This is a genomic window from Simplicispira hankyongi (genome assembly GCF_003570885.1).
In the GTDB taxonomy this organism is placed as follows: Bacteria; Pseudomonadota; Gammaproteobacteria; order Burkholderiales; family Burkholderiaceae_C; genus Simplicispira; species Simplicispira hankyongi.
Window position 1 is genome coordinate 184,262 of sequence record NZ_QXJC01000007.1, and the last position, 17,222, is coordinate 201,483.

The 17,222-nt window shown below is 59.9% G+C and carries 14 protein-coding genes; 7 read left to right on the forward strand and 7 right to left on the reverse strand.

What is annotated here, in order from left to right; genetic code table 11:
- Positions 1-21: 21 nt before the first annotated feature.
- The 7 genes from D3F03_RS14470 to D3F03_RS17235 form a co-directional block, all read right to left on the reverse strand.
- Complete coding sequence (locus D3F03_RS14470) at positions 22-2,181, reverse strand: TonB-dependent receptor family protein (RefSeq protein ID WP_245960636.1); 2,160 nt, start codon at positions 2,179-2,181, stop codon at positions 22-24.
- A gap of 369 nt (positions 2,182-2,550) precedes the next feature.
- The gene (locus D3F03_RS14475) at positions 2,551-3,123 is read right to left on the reverse strand and encodes a cytochrome b (protein ID WP_158606167.1); all 573 of its coding nucleotides are present in this window, start codon (positions 3,121-3,123) and stop codon (positions 2,551-2,553) included.
- 109 nt (positions 3,124-3,232) lie between these two features.
- Entirely contained in the window at positions 3,233-4,084 is an 852-nt protein-coding gene (locus tag D3F03_RS14480; protein ID WP_119110127.1) for a substrate-binding periplasmic protein, read from the reverse strand.
- Positions 4,071-4,430: a cytochrome c-550 PedF gene (gene pedF, locus D3F03_RS14485; RefSeq protein WP_425453144.1), complete on the reverse strand. Its 360-nt coding sequence runs from the start codon at positions 4,428-4,430 to the stop codon at positions 4,071-4,073. Before pedF ends, D3F03_RS14480 begins: the two co-directional genes overlap by 14 nt.
- A gap of 169 nt (positions 4,431-4,599) precedes the next feature.
- Positions 4,600-5,148, reverse strand: a complete 549-nt coding sequence (locus D3F03_RS17180) for a hypothetical protein (RefSeq protein ID WP_147414728.1) — start codon at positions 5,146-5,148, stop codon at positions 4,600-4,602.
- A gap of 228 nt (positions 5,149-5,376) precedes the next feature.
- Positions 5,377-7,173, reverse strand: coding sequence for a PQQ-dependent methanol/ethanol family dehydrogenase (locus tag D3F03_RS14490; protein ID WP_119110129.1), 1,797 nt, complete (start codon positions 7,171-7,173; stop codon positions 5,377-5,379).
- A 361-nt stretch (positions 7,174-7,534) separates the two neighbouring features.
- Positions 7,535-7,816, reverse strand: coding sequence for a hypothetical protein (locus D3F03_RS17235; protein ID WP_158606168.1), 282 nt, complete (start codon positions 7,814-7,816; stop codon positions 7,535-7,537).
- A 374-nt stretch (positions 7,817-8,190) separates the two neighbouring features.
- Between D3F03_RS17235 and D3F03_RS14500 the strand changes: the two genes are divergently transcribed.
- The 7 genes from D3F03_RS14500 (at position 8,191) to D3F03_RS14525 (ending at position 17,215) form a co-directional block, all read left to right on the forward strand.
- Positions 8,191-9,579, forward strand: coding sequence for a HAMP domain-containing sensor histidine kinase (locus D3F03_RS14500; protein ID WP_158606169.1), 1,389 nt, complete (start codon positions 8,191-8,193; stop codon positions 9,577-9,579).
- The gene (locus D3F03_RS14505) at positions 9,576-10,223 is read left to right on the forward strand and encodes a response regulator (protein WP_119110131.1); all 648 of its coding nucleotides are present in this window, start codon (positions 9,576-9,578) and stop codon (positions 10,221-10,223) included. The genes D3F03_RS14500 and D3F03_RS14505 overlap by 4 nt, the downstream gene beginning before the upstream one ends.
- Positions 10,220-11,167, forward strand: coding sequence for a prolyl aminopeptidase (pip, locus tag D3F03_RS14510; protein ID WP_119110132.1), 948 nt, complete (start codon positions 10,220-10,222; stop codon positions 11,165-11,167). The genes D3F03_RS14505 and pip overlap by 4 nt, the downstream gene beginning before the upstream one ends.
- 62 nt (positions 11,168-11,229) lie before the next feature.
- A complete protein-coding gene (locus D3F03_RS17240) occupies positions 11,230-11,388 on the forward strand; it encodes a hypothetical protein (RefSeq protein WP_158606170.1) in 159 nt (52 codons plus the stop codon).
- An 80-nt stretch (positions 11,389-11,468) separates the two neighbouring features.
- The gene (locus D3F03_RS14515; protein WP_119110133.1) at positions 11,469-13,655 is read left to right on the forward strand and encodes a 4Fe-4S binding protein; all 2,187 of its coding nucleotides are present in this window, start codon (positions 11,469-11,471) and stop codon (positions 13,653-13,655) included.
- Positions 13,656-13,671: 16 nt separating this feature from the next.
- Positions 13,672-14,649, forward strand: coding sequence for an FAD:protein FMN transferase (locus tag D3F03_RS14520; RefSeq protein WP_119110134.1), 978 nt, complete (start codon positions 13,672-13,674; stop codon positions 14,647-14,649).
- Positions 14,650-14,740: 91 nt separating this feature from the next.
- Positions 14,741-17,215: a TonB-dependent receptor gene (locus tag D3F03_RS14525; protein WP_245960637.1), complete on the forward strand. Its 2,475-nt coding sequence runs from the start codon at positions 14,741-14,743 to the stop codon at positions 17,213-17,215.
- Positions 17,216-17,222: the final 7 nt, after the last annotated feature.

Below are 17,222 nucleotides of genomic sequence, written 5' to 3' on the forward strand. Positions count from 1 at the left end.
TAAAGGTAGCGTTACTCTGACCTAAAACGTATACGTTGCACCTAAGCCAACCAGAAAGTTGCGGCCAGGAGCTGGTTCGAAAAAGCGGCTGGAGCCTTCATTGACAATGACCGAGCCTGAATAACTTCTGTTTGTCAGGTTATCAACCCGAACAAACTCCCTGATGGCCCAGTGGCCAAATTTCTGGAGCAGCGAAGCCCTCAAATTGAGAAGATCCACATGAGGCGCGGCATCGCTGTTGGTGTCATTCACATACATCTTCCCTACATGGCGCCATTCCAGCGCGGTTTCCAGGCCCCAAGCCTGGTACTGCCAAGCCAGCTCACCATAAAGACTGGCGCGGGGAATGCCAGGAATTCTATTTCCGGCTGCAATGAGCGTGTTCGGTGTGGTGCAGGGTACGGCAACACAAGTCATGAAACTACTGCCGTACGTCGCATTCAGATATGTCGCAGCCAGGTACGTCGACCATCCCTTTCCCCAGTGACCTGACAGCGCGGCTTCAATGCCGTCTCGTAGCGTATTCCCTGAATTTTGGTAGGTACTGCGACCACCAGAGTTGCTTAACACGACAATTTCATTGGCTGTATTGGCTCGGAAGTAGGCCGCATTCAAGTGCCAGTTCGGCATGAATTCAGTTTTCATTCCAATCTCCCATTGCCGGCTGGTTGCGCTCTGCAAGCCAAAATTCAGCCCCGTCCCACCATTGGCACGATAGGCCAATTCATTGAGCGTGGGCGTTTCAAAACCGCGTCCTGCCGATGCGTAGAGGTTCAAGGCATCGCTGGCATGGAAGACTACGCCGAGTGCTGGCGTAGTCGCTTGGTACTTTACGGAGCCGCTGTCATCGCCATTGCCAGCAACCATATACCGATCCTGTGAGTCGAATGACACCTGTGAATGCCGCAAGCCCGCAGAAATGCTCCATCTTTCCGCCACTTCCCATTGTCCTTGGACGTATTGATCAAACGCATCTACCGTATTGAGTTCGTCACGCCGCAGCGCTCCCTGTACTCCGAGGACGGAGCCAACAAAATTTTGAAAACCGAGTCTTGACTGATTCATCTGATCGGTGGACAGGCCAGCCGTCAATGTCAGCGGCTTTCCCAATAATTTGGATTTGCCAATCCAGCGCGCGTCCAGTCCCTGGTAATGGCTGCTAAGATCAATCACGCCGCCGGGCTGCGTTGCGGATGCTTGGGTTGCCACGGGAATCGACTGGAACTGCTCGGCACTGCGCGTTCCGGAATAGGCGGCAATGTGGAATGACTGCTCGCCACTCAAGCGTTGATCAAGCACGATGCCGCCTTGAAGCTGATCCACAGATTTGCGTGTATTGAATAGAGATGCGCTAGGTGTCGCCTGGCGCGGATTGGCAAGCATTTCTGCTCGCGTAAGTCCGAGCGGGTCCTGAACGCCAGGCATGTTCACGCTGTTGATTACGAATGTCCAGTGGGTGTCATCGCTGACGGTATATTTCACCTTGCCGTTGAAGTTCTCCCGGGTCGCAGCGCTGTGATCGCGGTAACCATCGGTACCAAACTTGGCCGCGCTGATGTTGTATTGTGCGGCGCCCTGTGTTCCACTCAGTTTCACGCCCGTGCGCTGTACGCCATTGCTGCCCCAAGTAGTGGCGAGGTCAGCCACAGTTTCTGGGCCCCCATCGGCGGTGAACACGCTAATCACGCCGCCTGAGGAATTTCCGTAGAACGCCGAAAATGGCCCACGCAGAACTTCGATTCTGGCGGCCGAAGCCAAATCGAAATTTGACACCTGACCTTGCCCGTCTGGAAAACTTGCTGGAATGCCGTCGGCATAAAGTCTAAGACCCCGTACGCCGAAGGTGGAACGTGCGCCAAACCCCCGCGAAGAAATTTGTATGTCCTGTGCGTAGTTCTGGCGATTATTTGCCATGATGCCTGGGACTCGGTCCAACGTCTCGGACAGATTGACCTGCAATTCCGCATTTTGAAGTGTCGAGGCGTCTATCACATCGACGGAAGCGGGTGTGTCAAATGCGGATTGCTCGACTCCATGTGTGGCGATTGTCACAATTGGACTCAAGGTGGGTTCGGTGGATGCGGGGACGGTCTGTCCAAGTACTTGCACGGCGGTGCTCATTGCGGCGATAAAGACAGCAGTCTTTGTCTGGCCCGTAAAAGAAAAAATGAATTGGGGCATAAAATTCACTTCGAAAGCGGGCAGTAAATTTCATTACTGCATCATAGAGATGATAAGAGTACTTGGGCGAGGAAACAGTAACGAATATTTTATGATCAGTCTGCGCATTCAGGTATTCAGGAAATTCCCTGACGCATCACCCGGAATGCTCACTCGATAGCCTGCTATACAGTTGACAAGACGCAGAGCACTCCAGCCTCCGTGATGTTGCGGAAAATATCAACGCGATAATGAAACCGTGGTTCGCCTGCTCGCCTATGTGTATGACTGCTCTTGCGTCTGAGGTGGGAGAGCAATACCTCTGGACCGGCGATATGCGCTAGCGAGACGAGCCGGAAATGGACAGTGCAATGGGTGCTGAGTGGTGAATCATTGTTGGCGAGCGGGGCTCGCGTTTGGTATTACTTGCTTATTGCACCACGGAACCATTCGCTTTATCACCCCGTCGTGCCGAAACGCATGGTAAAAAGCGGCCAGTACGTGCAGGGCAAGCAAAAACATCAGCGCCCATACAGCACCCTTGTGCAGGCTGTTGAAGATGGCATTGAGGGTGGCGTTCTCTGGCCAGCCGACGGAGGGAAACAGCAGCCCGAAAAACTTCAACGAGTGGTTGGTGAACGATGCCGACAGAAGGCCGGCCAACGGTGTGAGCACCAGCAAGAAATAGAGCCCACGGTGAACCACGGCAGATAGCTTGCGCTCCCATGGCCGTATCTGCGCTGCAGCAGCAGGCGGGGTATAAAAGCGCCGCCAGGCGATGCGAATGAGCACCAGCGCCAGCGCACACAGACCAAGCGATTTGTGCAGCGCATACGGCGCCGTCCGCACCGGACCCTTGGGCAGATCGGTCATCATCCAGCCGATGATCAGCAAAGCGATGACCAGTGCGGCGTGGAGCCAATGCAGAAAAATCGCTGGCCGGTTGTAGCGTTCGCTACTCACTGCGCTCATGGAATAGTCACCTCCCAAGGCAATTCGCCCAATGGCACATAGACCAGTTTGAGCAAAACTGCGGCGTTGATCGCTAAGGCGCAATGTCCGAGCCGCATGCTCAGCCTTCTGGCAACTGGTAAGTGACGCCGTACTGGCTAAAAATACGCGCCACCGTTCCATCTTCTTGCAGGCTGGTCAGCGCGGTTGTCAGTGCTTGAGCGAGCCGTTCCTCATGCTTTCTGACGGCCATGGCGAGCGGCCACTTGCTTGGGCGAAGTTCCAGCATTTTGACGAGACTGATCGGATAGGCCGGGTCGTTCTTCAAGGCCGCTTCAAGCTCTGCCCTGGGCGCCATGACTGCGGCCACTTCGCCGCCCCGCATGCCGGCGACTGCCAATGCAACGCTGCGGTAATGCACGACATTGTCTCGCAAGCGACCGTTAAGAACACCCATCAGAAACGAATCTGAACCTGAAGTCCCTTCGACGCCGACTTTCTCGTGTGTGAAGACATTCAGCGCCACCGCAGATGAGCCCGAGGGGTCTGGCACACGCGAGGCGATGCGCGCCAGTGCGACCGCTTCAACATGGTAGGGCCCGAAGATCTGTACTTGATCGTTCTGCGCAGCGAGGTACTGATCCAGCGGTACATGCAGCATCACATCGCCTGGCTGGGCCCCGAGGTAGTGCCCTTTCCAAACCATATTGCGCAGGTCGCCGTTCATATCCTCGTCAGCCGTGAACCATGCAATCTCTGCTTGTACGCCGAGACGTTCAGCCAAGGCCTTGCCGAGATCGACATCTATCCCCCGGTCATCGAAAGAGTAGGGTGGGAAATTGTTATAGACGGCGACGCGCAGACGACCCTTCTGGCGTATGTCGTCCAGCCCGTCGGCCAGCGCAGGCAGGACGACTGTCATGCCCAACGCACCCAGAGCAGCAAGCCACTGGCGGCGCTTAATTGTTGACATGGACCGATTCCAGCCAGGCGCGAATGGCCCACATGGCTTCTTGCGAGAAAACCCCCTCAAACGGCGGCATATAAACCCGGCCGTCGCGTGTAGAACCGTGACGAATACGGTTAAGGAATATCTCGTCACCTTCGTCACCAGTAGGCAAGTAGCGCAAATCGGGTGCAATGCCCCCGGATTCGGCCTCGAGGCCGTGGCAGCGGGCACAATTCTGGTTATAGCCGGATGCCCCAATATGGATCGCAGTTTTATCGCCGCGATAGGGGTTGGACTTCAGCCATGCGGTGCCGACGGGTTTCAATCCAGCCGTATCCACCGGCTGCGGGGTAACGTCGCCGTGGGCCATGGCGGAACCGGCGGCCAGGCCCAGCGTCACGGATAGAAGCAGGCGGGAAATAGATTTTTTTGAAGCAGTCACTTTGTCTCCTTGGATATGAAAATTGATTGTGTTTGTGGTGGCCGGAACAAAACGGCGAGGCATGCAAAGAAGGGGAGAGAAATTGTCTTATTAAGGTCTATAGGGCTAGCGTCTTTCGGATAAGGCAACATGTCGCCGCTTTGTACAGTCGGTACATGGCTGTCTCCCTCTCATTCTGACCTTTGGGGCTGCTTTTGTTTTTTCCGGCCTGCCCCTTGTTATCCGGCACACGCATTCGTGTACCTGCATTAATGTGTGCCGCGCCATCCTCGGCATTAATAGCGCAAACAGCATCTTGCCTAAAGCACCACCGTGTGCCTTTTGGGTCCGAATGCATCTTGGGATCGCGGTCTATGTCTGTATTCCCGGCCGGACTGGTGGCTGCAATCGAGCTGCCATCCATTGTGGTGGCTGATTTTGGCGGCAAACCTTGAACCGTGAGGCGGCTGCGGGCTGCGGCCAAAATATGATTGGCCCATTCACGCTTCTCTAGCCAGTGGCAGAACCTCAGCAGCGTGCTGTCATCAAGCGAAGCAATGAGCACAACCAGCGCAGTCCAAGGAGTTGTGCGCTGCATCTGGGCGTGAAACTTCGGTTGGCGGACTGTTGTGGTGATCAGGTTCAGATCAAGGCTGATTTGCTTCATGGGCGAAGAGGAGACCATTGCGGGCTGATATCTACCAGAGCCAGGAGCGGTTTTTCTGAAATTTCCGGGTATCGTGAGATTGAGCTAGTTTTAGAAATGAAAGATGTCGAAACCGCCATCCGTCAAAGCGCAGATTTGGAACATGGCATGGCAATGATTTCGGCATCTTTTTGATACAAAGCTTTAATGATCGGCCCGTTTCGGGCCGATCAGAGCGTCAAATGCCGATCAAGACTTGTGCAGCTTGAACACCCATACCGAACCGCCTTGTTCGAGGAAATTCACGCGCTTGGCAACGTCGCCGCCCCACAGCGGAACCGCACCGCCCCAGCCGGCTGTCACAGCGATGAACTGCTCCCCGTTCGCTTCCCACGTGACGGGAGGGGCAACGATGCCGGTACCGGTCTGGAAGGACCACAGTTCCTTGCCGGTCTTGGCATCAAGCGCCTTCAAGAAACCTTCCGGCGTACCGTGGAAGACCAGGCCGCCACCGGTAGCCAGAACGCCACCCCACAGCGGGGCGTAGTTCTTGCTCTCCCAGACGATCTTGCCAGTGGCCGGATCGACAGCGCGCAGGGCGCCGATGTAGTCATCATTGATGGCTTTGATGGTGAACCCGGCCCCCAGATAGGCTGCGCCCTTCTTGTAGGAAACGGGCTCATTGTGAATTTCCATCGACCACTCGTTGGCAGGAACATAGAACAGACCGGTTTGCGGGCTGTATGCCATCTGTTCCTGGTTCTTACCGCCAAGGAAGCCTGGTGCTGCGAACGCTTCGGTGCCGGCCTTGCCGTCGGCACTTTTCGCTGGATCGCCAGGACGAGACTCCTCGTTGTAAACCGGACGGCCCGTTTCTAGGTCAATTTTCTTGGCCCAGGTAATTTTCTTGACGAAGGGGAAGGCGTTGAGCAGCTTGCCATTGGCACGGTCGTTCACGTAGAAGAAACCGTTTCGATCAGCCTTGCCGCCAGCCTTGATGATCTTGCCCGTTTTCGGATCTTTGTAGTCAAAGGAGACGAATTCATTGGCGCCGTCATAGTCCCAGCCATCGTGCGGCGTATTCTGGTAATGCCAGACGATCTTGCCGGTATCGGGGTCAATAGCGAGGGTTGAGCACGAGAAGAGGTTGTCACCAGGGCGGTTCCAGCTGTTCCATGGGGCTGGGTTGCCGGTGCCGGCGAAGATCAGGTTGGTTTCCGGATCGTAGGTCGCGCCGTTCCAGGTAGACGCGCCGCCGGTTTTCCAGAGATCGCCAGGCCAGGTGGCATTGGTCGTACCGGAGATGCCGTTTTCAATCTTGTTGCCGTCCTTGTCGAAGGTATAGCCCATGTGGCCTTCGACCGTCGGACGTGTCCACAACAGCTTGCCGGTCATCGGATCGCGGGCGTCGATACGACCCACGACGCCGAACTCGCCGCCGGATACGCCGGTGATCAGCTTGCCATTGGCAATGATCGGTGCTGCGGTGGAGGAGTAGCCGGCTGCGTAGTCTTCCAGTTTTTCTTTCCAGACCACTTTGCCGGTGTCTTTGTTCAGCGCGACCAGCTGGGCATCCAGCGTGCCGAAGATCACCAGGTTGCCGTACAGTGCTGCGCCGCGGTTCACCACGTCGCAGCAAGGCATGATGCCATCCGGCAGACGGTGCTCGTACTTCCACAGCTTCTTGCCAGTCATGGCATCGAAAGCGAAGAGCCGGCTGTAAGAGGCGGTGACGAACATCTTGCCGTCGCTGATGAGCGGCTGCGATTCCTGACCGCGCTGTTTTTCGCCACCGAAGGACATGGTCCAGACGGGCGTCAGGTTCTTGACGGTTTTCGTGTTGATGGAGTTCAGCGCGCTGTAGCGCTGACCCTGAGTGCCGAGGCCGAAGCTCACGACATCTCCGGGGGTCTTGGCGTCGTTGAGAATGTCTGCCGTTGTCACGTCCTTCGCCTGGGCTGTGCCCAGCGAGCCGGCGCCGAGTATGGCTGCAGTTGCCAGTGCCAAAACGAACGGCACCCTGTTGTTTTTGCCCGTCTGTTTCATCGAATCGTCTCCTTGGTTGTATTTCCGAAGCGGAACAGATAGCCACCAAAAGCAGTATCAGCCCCGTGGGCGAGAACTCATGCAAGCAGCGTGCCAGAGCGATGGCGGGTGATGTGTCTCTAAGAGGCTGTGGCTGGCCGGTTAGGACATACGGCGTCTAAGGCGATGCTGAATAAATTACCGCGATGCCGCGCGCCGTGCATCGGGAGAATTTGCAACGCTGCAGACCGCCCGAGGTACGGATGCGCGGCGCGTGAGGGACTTGTTCAGCATTGCCCCAATTCCCAGTGGGCGCGATTTTCGGTCGAGCGCCGAAGCTGCAGCCGTTACAGGCGCAGCAGGTCTGGACAGTTCGCCTGTTTCAAATGGCGTCAACTGCTCCAAAGTGCGACAGGTGCGCTGCAGGCGGGGCCGGTAGGGTGCTGACCGCCGTCGCCATTCTTTCACCTGCGATTGCAATGCTCCGGCCTACGCTGTATCGGTTGCTACTCGAGGTATTCAGGGGTCGGTAGGCACGATGCTTGCTGTCTTTTAGCCATCGCACCATGGGATAGCGCGGGAAAGTCTGCTTCAGGCCCAGTGCGACGCCGAATAGATGGGTCTTCTGGGCATCGGCAATGCGGCCAGTGAAGGTCTTCACCATTCCATTGGTCCTTAGAGTCTGTTCCAAGTCTTTTTGGAGATCGCATTGGAGTGCAATCGGGATGAGTGGAAGCTTTGGATGCGACGCATGGGCTCATGCCCATGCAAGCAGCCGGGGCGTCCAATCGCCCGATTTCACTCCAACCCTTCGGGCAAGTGCCTTGCCGGGCGGTCTGCGGCGTTGCGGCGCTTGCCAATAGCCGAGCTATTGGCTGCGCACCGCGCCTTGCACCTCATCCCGGCAAGGCACTTGTGCGACACCAAAAAGGCTTTGAACAGGCTCTTAGGGAGTGGGCCGGGAAATACTCCGGTGACAGGCGTGTCGTCTATGCGGTCTCATGGGTAGTTCCCGCCGGCTCAAGAGGAGAAACCACCGTGCGCCGTTTTACGCCAAGTCTGCATACCCGCATCAGTTTCGTGCTGACGGCGCTCGCTGGCGTGCTTGTATTGGCGCTGGGTAGCTTGTGGCTGACGCAAAGCCGGCAATCCATCCACGAGGAAGTCGAGGCGGCCAATCGGGTTGCCCAGCAGTGGCTGAACGTTGCTGCTCGTCAGGCGCGTTCCGATCCACCAGTTTGGAGTAGTGAGCAGCTGCTCTCGCATGTGCAGGCGGTCGGGCGGATTCGCGCCAACGCGCTGGAAGTGCTCGATAGAGCCGGGAATCAGGTCTACCTGTCGCCACAGCCTGTTTACAAGGCTGGTCGCGCTGCACCCGGCTGGTTTTCGGCCATCGTCGACCCGCAATTCGCCACCCATTTGATCGATGCGGGTCCGTTGACGCTGATCCTTCATCCGGACTCCTGGCGCGCGATACTCGATGCCTGGGACGACCTGTGCTTGATCGCAGGATGGGCTGCGGTATCGCTCATCGCGCTGTTCTTTGCGGTACGCCTTGCACTGCGCCGCGCGCTACGCCCGCTCGGCGCGGTCATGGCGGCGCTCGACCGTACCGGACGCGGCCGTTTCGACACGCGTCTGCCGGTTTTTCCGGTGCCGGAACTCGGGCGCCTGGCCTGCGCGTTCAACGGCATGGCCGACCGCCTTGCCGAAGCGGTCAATGACAACGTGCGGCTGGAAACCGAGCATGAGCTGACGGAACGCATGCAATTGCGACTGGAGGCCGAACGCGGCAACATCGCTCGCGAGCTGCATGACGAGCTGGCACAGGGCATCACCGCCGTGCGCGCACTGGCCGGTGCGATTGCACAGCGCACCAGCGAACACCCAGCCGTGAACGGGTACGCGCAAAGCATCGTTGCCGCGACTGGGCAGATGCAAGACGGCGTGCGCAATATCCTTCATCACCTGCGCCCGGATACCAGAGGCGAGCGCGTCAACGTGGAGGAAATGCTGCGGCGCTATCTCGATGTCTGGCAGCAGCACTATCCCGATATTGTTCTAAGCATGACGCTGGAGGCGTGCCTCCAAGATGTCAGCGACGACTTCGCTCAGGCACTGCTGCGCATTGTTCAGGAAGGTCTGACCAACGTTGCGCGTCATGCGGCAGCCAGCCACGTGGATGTGCACCTGCGCCAACTGCAACAGGGGCGGGAACGCCGCCTGGAACTCTGTCTGATCGACAATGGCCGAGGCCTTGGGACGCCATCGAAATTTTCCGGCTGCGGCCTCGGCTTGAGTGGCATGCGCGAACGCGTCGCGGCGCTGTCGGGCGAGCTGCATTTCGACAGCGTGGTCGGTGGAGGTACTCGCCTCTGCGTTTTGTTGCCGGCAAACTCCATAAGTACTCGGGAGAAAGTGTCATGACCCTGTGCCTTGCCAGTCAGAAAATCCTGCTCGCCGACGACCACGCCATCGTGCGCATGGGGTTTCGTGCGCTCCTTGAGGGCGCGGGAGCCTGCGTAGTGGGTGAAGCCGACAGTGGCGAGCAAGCTGTACGCCTGTATGGCGAACTGCTACCTGACATTCTGGTGATGGATATTTCGATGCCCGGAATCGGCGGGCTGGCCGCCCTTGAGCGCCTGCGCGCCCGCTATCCCAACGCCCGCGTGCTGATACTTTCGGCCCATCAGGACGCGGTGATCCCGGTGCGCGCCCTGAAGGCAGGCGCGCTGGGCTACCTTTGTAAACGCAGTACGCCCGATGAGTTCCTGCGAGCCGTCTGGCAGGTGGCGAAGAATCAGCGCTATATCGATCCGGAACTGGCGCAGGAGGTGGCACTGGCGCAACTCTCGGGTACCGCCGACCCGGCCGAAACGCTTACCGAAAAGGAGTTCGCGGTTTTCCTTCAACTGGCCAAAGGGCGTTCGGTGGGGGACATCGCCAGCGATTTCAATGTCAGCGCCAGCACGGTCGGCACCCATCTCTACCACGTCAAACAGAAGCTCAATGCCAGCAATGCCGCCGAACTTGCGGTCCTCGCCATGCGCGCCGGGTTGATGGAGGCATGAGTGCGATGGCCGGGCCGCTGTTCCCGGAGACGGTGCCGCTGCGCACGCTCCGTCTGGCGGTTGGCGACGGCCATGTGTTGCATGTCGAGGAATGCGGGCGGCCGGACGGTGTTCCGGTCGTTTTTCTGCATGGCGGTCCGGGGAGTGGCTGTTCGCCGGCTCAGCGCCGCTTCTTTGATCCCGAACGTTTTCGTGCCGTGCTCTTCGATCAGCGCGGCTGCGGCCGGAGCACGCCACTTGGCGGTCTGCAGGCCAACACGACCGCGCATCTGCTGGCCGACATCGAGCGCATCCGCGAGGCACTCGGCATCGAGCGCTGGATCGTTTTCGGTGGCTCCTGGGGCAGCCTTCTCGCGCTGGCCTACGCGCGACAGCATGCAGAGCGGATCGCCGGCCTTGTCTTGCGCGGCATCTTTCTCAGCTCGGCCGACGAGTTGCAGCGTTATGCCCAGGGATCCGATCACGGCGTACCGCAGGCCTGGGAGGCTTTTGCCGCTGGCGTGCCAGCCGCCGAGCGCGGCGACCTGCTGCACGCTTACACCAGCCGTCTGCTGAGCCGCGATCTCTCGGTGAGGCAGGGGGCGGCGCGGCACTGGCTCGACTATGAACGCGCCTTGATGGGCGAAGCTCCGCTGGAGAGCAGTCCCGACGCCCGGCAGCTGGCGAAGGCTGCCGTGCTGGCGCATTATCTCGCGCAGCGCTGCTTCGTCGACGACGCCGAACTGCTTGCCAGTTGCGCCTGCTTTCGGCACCTTCCGGCGGTCATTGTGCAAGGCAGTGAGGATCCGGTTTGTCCCCCGCGCACCGCCATGCGCCTGCATCGCGCCTGGCCCGAGGCCGAGTGGCGACTGGTTGCCGGTGGCCGGCATGGCGCCTCGACACCGGACATTGCCGCCGCCTGCATCGCTGCGCTTGGACGTGTTGCGAGCCGCAGCGGCATTTGAGTCCACGTTTCCCCGCACCATGAAATTCCCGGGCCGTCGCCCGAGGTACGGATGCGCTGCGCGTGAGGGACTTGTTCAGCATTGCCCTGACCGACGAACGGGTCAAAGCGCGGGTGGCCTGTACGGAAGCGGTGCACATCGTCAAGGCGCACGATTTTCCGATGACTCTGGCCATGCCGGTCTTGCCCACCTTTGGATTTGTGCTTTTGATGATGGGGTGAGGGACCTCTCGTGGAAAACCCTTGGTGGTACAGAAATTGCAACCCAAGGCACATGGTGTCTCATTGCTGAACAGCCTTCCATGCCCCTTGTGCGCTTTGCCATCAAGTTGTTCTCTCGGCTCCCAGGTCTCGCCGGGTACCTCGGCGTTGCGAGCCTCTTGCTGCTGGTCGCCTCGTCGGCGCACGCGGTCACGCTCGATCGGGAAAAGCTGGCGGCATATTTTCCCGAACCGCTGATCGTCGGAGAAAAAGACCCCGAACTTCCGGTGTGGCCCCTGTTTCGCCAGATGCGAAGCGACAAAGGCTGGGGCGACCCCGTTGCGGTTGGCTTTGCCTTCGAATCGCTTGACTTCGCCCCGGTGCCAGGCTTCTCAGGTACGCCCATCAACCTGCTGATTGCACTCGACAACATGGGGAAGTTCCTGGATGTCAAAGTCCTTTCCCAGCACGAGCCGGTGTTTGTTGAGGGGCTCGGCCCAGCTCCCTTGGACAAGTTCGTCAAACAGTACAAGGGACTGGGGATCACGCAGAGCATCAAGATCGGCTCTGGCCTCAACAAGGCCGGACAGGCCGAAAGCGCCAATGTCTTCATCGATGGGGTCGCCAAGGCCACCGCCTCGACGCGCATCGTGAACCAGAGCCTGCTGTCGGCCGCGCTCAAGGTGGCGCGTGCCAGGCTCGGCTTCGCCCTTGGCACAGACCCGGATCTGGTGGGCCGCATCAAGACCCATCTGTACCAGCCCATGGATTTTCCGGCGCTGGAGCGGGCCGGCCTCGTGACCCGCAAAACTTTGCTGAACAAGGACGTGGAAGCCGCGTTCAAGGGCACGGTGGGCGAACGCCAGGACAAGATTGCACGGCGCGATCCCGACGCCGTATTCACCCAGCTCATGGTGCTGTACCTCAATGTGCCCAGCGTGGGGCGCAATGTGCTGAGCGACAAGGCATGGAAATACCTTATGGGCTGGATCGAGCCCGGTGACCACGCCTTCCTGGTAGCCACGCGTGGGCGCTACAGCTTTGTGAGCGACAACTACATTGCGGGTGCAGTGCCGGACCGTCTTACCTTGACACAGTCTGGCCTGCCGATCGAATTGCGTGACCTCAACATCGAGGGCACCCCCAAGTTGCCCGCTGACTGGAGCGGCCCGGACGTGCAGTGGCGGGTGTTCAAGGTCATCAGCCAGGCCAGTCTGGACCCTTCGCAGCCCCTGGACTTCGCGCTGAGCGTGACCCGTGAAAAAGGCCAGATGTTTCCCGAGAAGGCGCGCAAGGATTTCGTGCTCAAGCTGCGGCTTCCGTCCGACTACTTTGACGTTTCTGCTTCCGACAACAAGACCTGGCACGCCCTCTGGACCGACCGCGTCTGGGAGATCGGCGTGCTGTGTGCGGCGCTGGCGCTGCTCACCGTGTTGCTCGCCCGCCCCAAGTGGGTCACCGCGTCGCCGCGGCGCATGGCGCAGGTCCGTACTGCGTACCTGCTGTTTACCCTGGGCTTCATTGGCTGGTATGCGCAAGGCCAGTTGTCCATTGTCAACTTCACGGCCGCTATCCAGGCACTGCGGGCCGGACGCAGCCTCGACTTCTTCCTCTATGACCCGATGACGGTGCTGCTGTGGGCCTACGTGGTGATTTCGCTGCTGCTCTGGGGGCGCGGCACCTTCTGCGGCTGGCTCTGCCCGTTTGGCGCACTGCAAGAGTTCATCGCCAAGATCGCACGCGCACTCAGGCTGCCGCAGCGGCGTCTGCATACCCGCACCGACAAGCGCTTGAAATACCTCAAATATGGCGTTCTTGCGGTGGTGATTGCCATGCCCTTTATTTCAGCGCCGTGGACCGACAAGGCCGTGGAGGTCGAGCCTTTCAAGACTGCGATCACGCTGGGGTTTCACAGATCCTGGCCATTCGTTCTGTGGGCTGTCGCCTTGCTCGCGTTCAGCGCCTTTGTCTACAGGGGCTTTTGCCGCTACTTGTGTCCGCTGGGTGCAGGGCTGGCAGTGCTGGGCCGTGTGCGACTGCTGAACTGGCTGCCACGCCGCGCCGAATGCGGCCAACCGTGCCAGACCTGCCGCCACCGCTGTGAGTACCAGGCCATCGAACCGCAAGGCAAGATTGACTACGACGAGTGTTTCCAGTGCCTGGACTGCGTGGTGATCTATGAGAGCGACAAGCTGTGCACTCCGCTCATTATCCAAAAGCGCAATAGCCGGGTGGTACCCGTGCAGCCCGTGCCCGTCCCGACGGCGGCCTCCGGCACGGACGCCTAAAGCAATAAGGCCAAAGATGCAAAGACGCCATTTTCTGTTCGCGACCCTTGGTGCGGCTGCCAGTACTGCGCCGCATGCGGTTCCAGCCGCACCCCTGCACTGGCGCCAGCGTGTGATGTTGGGCCTGGGCACCACGTTGACCTTGCGAGCCGCGCACTCTGACAACGCACAGGCCGAGGTCGCGCTCGACGCGGCGGTGGCGGCCATCCGGCGCGTCGAAGCTTCCATGAGTCTGTACCGACCGGACAGCGAGCTGGTGCGGCTCAACCGTCAGGGCTACCTGGAACGCCCCAGCGCCGATCTGCTCAAGGTGTTGCGCGCCGCACAGATGGTGTCCCGGCGCAGCAACGGTCGGTTCGACCTGAGCGTGCAGCCGCTGTGGGCATTGCACGCCAAAGCCCAGAGCGAAGGGCGCGAGCCTACCGCGGCCGAAATTCACGCCGCACAGCAATGCGTGGGCTGGCAGTCTCTGGAGGTGGGCGAGCAGCGCATTGAGCTGCGTCGCCCCGGCATGGCCCTTACCTTCAACGGCATTGCGCAGGGCTATGCGTCGGATGCGGCCCGCGAAGCGCTGCGCAACCATGGCATTGCCAATGCCCTGATCGATGCCGGCGAATATGCGTCGCTGGGTCGGAATGAACATGGCCAGGCGTGGACCTTGGGCATTGAAGACCCGCACGACGAACAGCGACTGGTGGCCACGCTGCGCGGAGATGGCCGTGCCGTGGCCACTTCAGCCGACAACCGAAGTGCCTTCACGGCGGATCACAAGCACCACCATATCTTCGATCCGGCCACGGGCGACTCACCGCCCGATCTGAGCAGCGTCACCGTGCTGGCGCCTAGCGCGATGATGGCCGACGCCCTCACCAAAGTCATGTTCGTCGCGGGTCCGCAGCAGATTCCACAGCTCGCCAAGCGCTGGCAAGTGGGCGTGCTGTGGGTGGACAAAGCCGGCCGCTGGGAGGCGACTGCCGATGTGCTCCTGGCCTGAAAGCTCAACTGCGCCTGCTGGCAACGCAAACATCCAATCAGGAAGCCTTGTGCAACATCCGATATCTCGCCGCAGGCTGTGGCCACAAACCTTGATCACGCTGGCACTGGTGGCCACATTCAGCCCGCATGCAAACGCGCAGCAAGAAAAGATACTGCCGGCGGTTCAAGTCGTCGGCAGCACGCCACTGCCTGGCATCGGCCAGCCGCTCAACGAGGTTGCGGCGCCAGTGCAAACTGCCAAAAGCCGCGACGTCGAGCGCAGCGGCGCGCTGGATCTGGGCGATTTCATGAACCGCACGCTGGGCAGCGTGCATGTCAACGAAATGCAGGGCAATCCCTTCCAGATGGATGTCAGCTATCGCGGCTACACCGCGTCGCCGCTGCTGGGCACGCCGCAGGGCTTGTCGGTGTACGTGGATGGGGTGCGCATGAACCAGCCGTTTGGTGATGTGGTGAGCTGGGATCTGATTCCGCGTGCGGCGATCTCGTCCATGACGCTGATGCCGGGTTCGAACCCGTTGTTTGGCCTCAATACGCTGGGCGGCGCGCTGTCGGTGCAGACCAAGGACGGCCGGAGCAATCCGGGCACCTCGCTGCAGACCACGCTCGGCAGCAATGTTCGGCGTGCGGTCGAATTCGAGCACGGCGGCTTTAACGACAAGGGGCTGGACTGGTATGTCACCGGCAACCTGTTCAAGGAGAACGGCTGGCGCGAAGATTCGCCGTCCGATGTGCGCCAACTGTTCACCAAGCTGGGTTGGCATGACAGCGCCACCGACCTGAAGCTGTCGCTGTCGCATGCCGACAACCAACTCACCGGCAATGGCCTGCAAGAGCAAAGTCTTCTGGCGCTCGACCGCGCCAGCGTCTACACCCTCCCGGACCAGACGAATAACCGCTCCACCATGCTCAATCTGGCGGGCAGCCACTCCGTCAATGACAATCTGCTGCTCTCCGGCAACGTGTATTACCGCGACATCAAGACATCAACCTACAACGGGGACATCAACGATGACGCGTTGGATCAGTCAGTTTATCAACCCAGTGCAGCCGATAGAGCGGCGCTGGCTGCGGCCGGCTACAGCGGCTATCCCGTCAGCGGCGCCAATGCATCGAACACACCCTTTCCCTCCTGGCGCTGCATCGCGCAAGCACTGCAAAACGACGAGCCGGCCGAGAAATGCAATGGGCTGATCAACCGCGGCCAGAATTCACAACAGAATTTCGGGCTGTCAGGCCAGCTCACCTGGCTGGGTGATCTGGCTGGCAAGCGCAACCAGTTGGTGACTGGCGCCGGGTATGACGCCAGTCGGGTGCGCTTCGCGCAATCCTCGCAGCTCGGCTATCTGAATCCGGATCGCAGCATTACCGGCGTCAGCGCGTTCGGCGATGGCGTCAGCGGCGGCAATGTGGATGGCGAGCCGTATGACACGCGGGTCAATCTGGCTGGCCACATCCAGACCTGGAGCCTGTTTGCCAGCGACACCTTGTCGATTCAGGACAACCTGCACTTGACGCTGTCGGGGCGCTACAACACGACATCCATCAAGAATCGCGACCAGATCCATGGTGCCAGCGACAGCGCATCGCTCACGGGCGACAACCGCTTCTCACGCTTGAATCCGGCCATCGGTCTGACCTACAGCCCGGCCAAGACACTTAACACCTACTTTGGCTACAGCGAAAGCAGCCGCGCGCCGACCGCCATCGAACTCGGTTGTGCCAATCCGGATCAGCCCTGCAAGCTGCCGAACGCGATGGCCGGCGACCCACCGCTCAAGCAGGTCGTCACGCGTACCTTCGAGGCGGGCCTGCGCGGCAGGCTGGCCGGTAACCTACGATGGAATGCGGGCGTGTTCAGCGCTGAAAACCAGAACGACATCCTGTTTGTGGCCGACAACCAGACCGGGTATGGCTACTTCAAGAATTTCGGCAAAACCCGGCGTCGCGGGTTAGAACTGGGCCTGAGCGGTGAGCTTGGCAAGTTGAATCTGGGCGCGCAATACACATGGCTCGATGCGACCTACCAGAGCGCCGAAATAATCAATGGCAGCGGCAACAGTAGCAATGACGCAGCCATAGCGGGCAACCCTGGGCTGGACGGCACCATCGGCATCCGGCCGGGCGACCGCATTCCGCTGATCCCGCGCCAGATATTGAAACTGTTTGCCAGTTATGCAGTGTCGCCATCCTTCACCCTCAATGGCACTGTGGTGGCGGTGTCCGGCTCATTGGCGCGCGGCAACGAGAACAATGGCCACCAACCAGACGGTACGTATTATCTTGGCCCGGGCCGCAGCGCCGGTTATGCGATTTTCAATGTGGGCGGCAATTACCGCGTGACGCGGCGGCTGCAGTTGCTGGCGCAAGTCAACAACGTGTTCGACAGGCAGTACAGCACCGCGGCCCAATTGGGAGCGACAGGCTTTGATGCGAACGGCAATTTCGTGGCTAGGCCGCTCGGCGGATCGGGTGCAGACGGCTACCCGCTCCGTCAGTCGACGTTCTACGCTCCCGGCGCACCGCGCCAGGTCTGGGTGGGGCTTCGCTACGTGTTCGACTAGCCGAAGT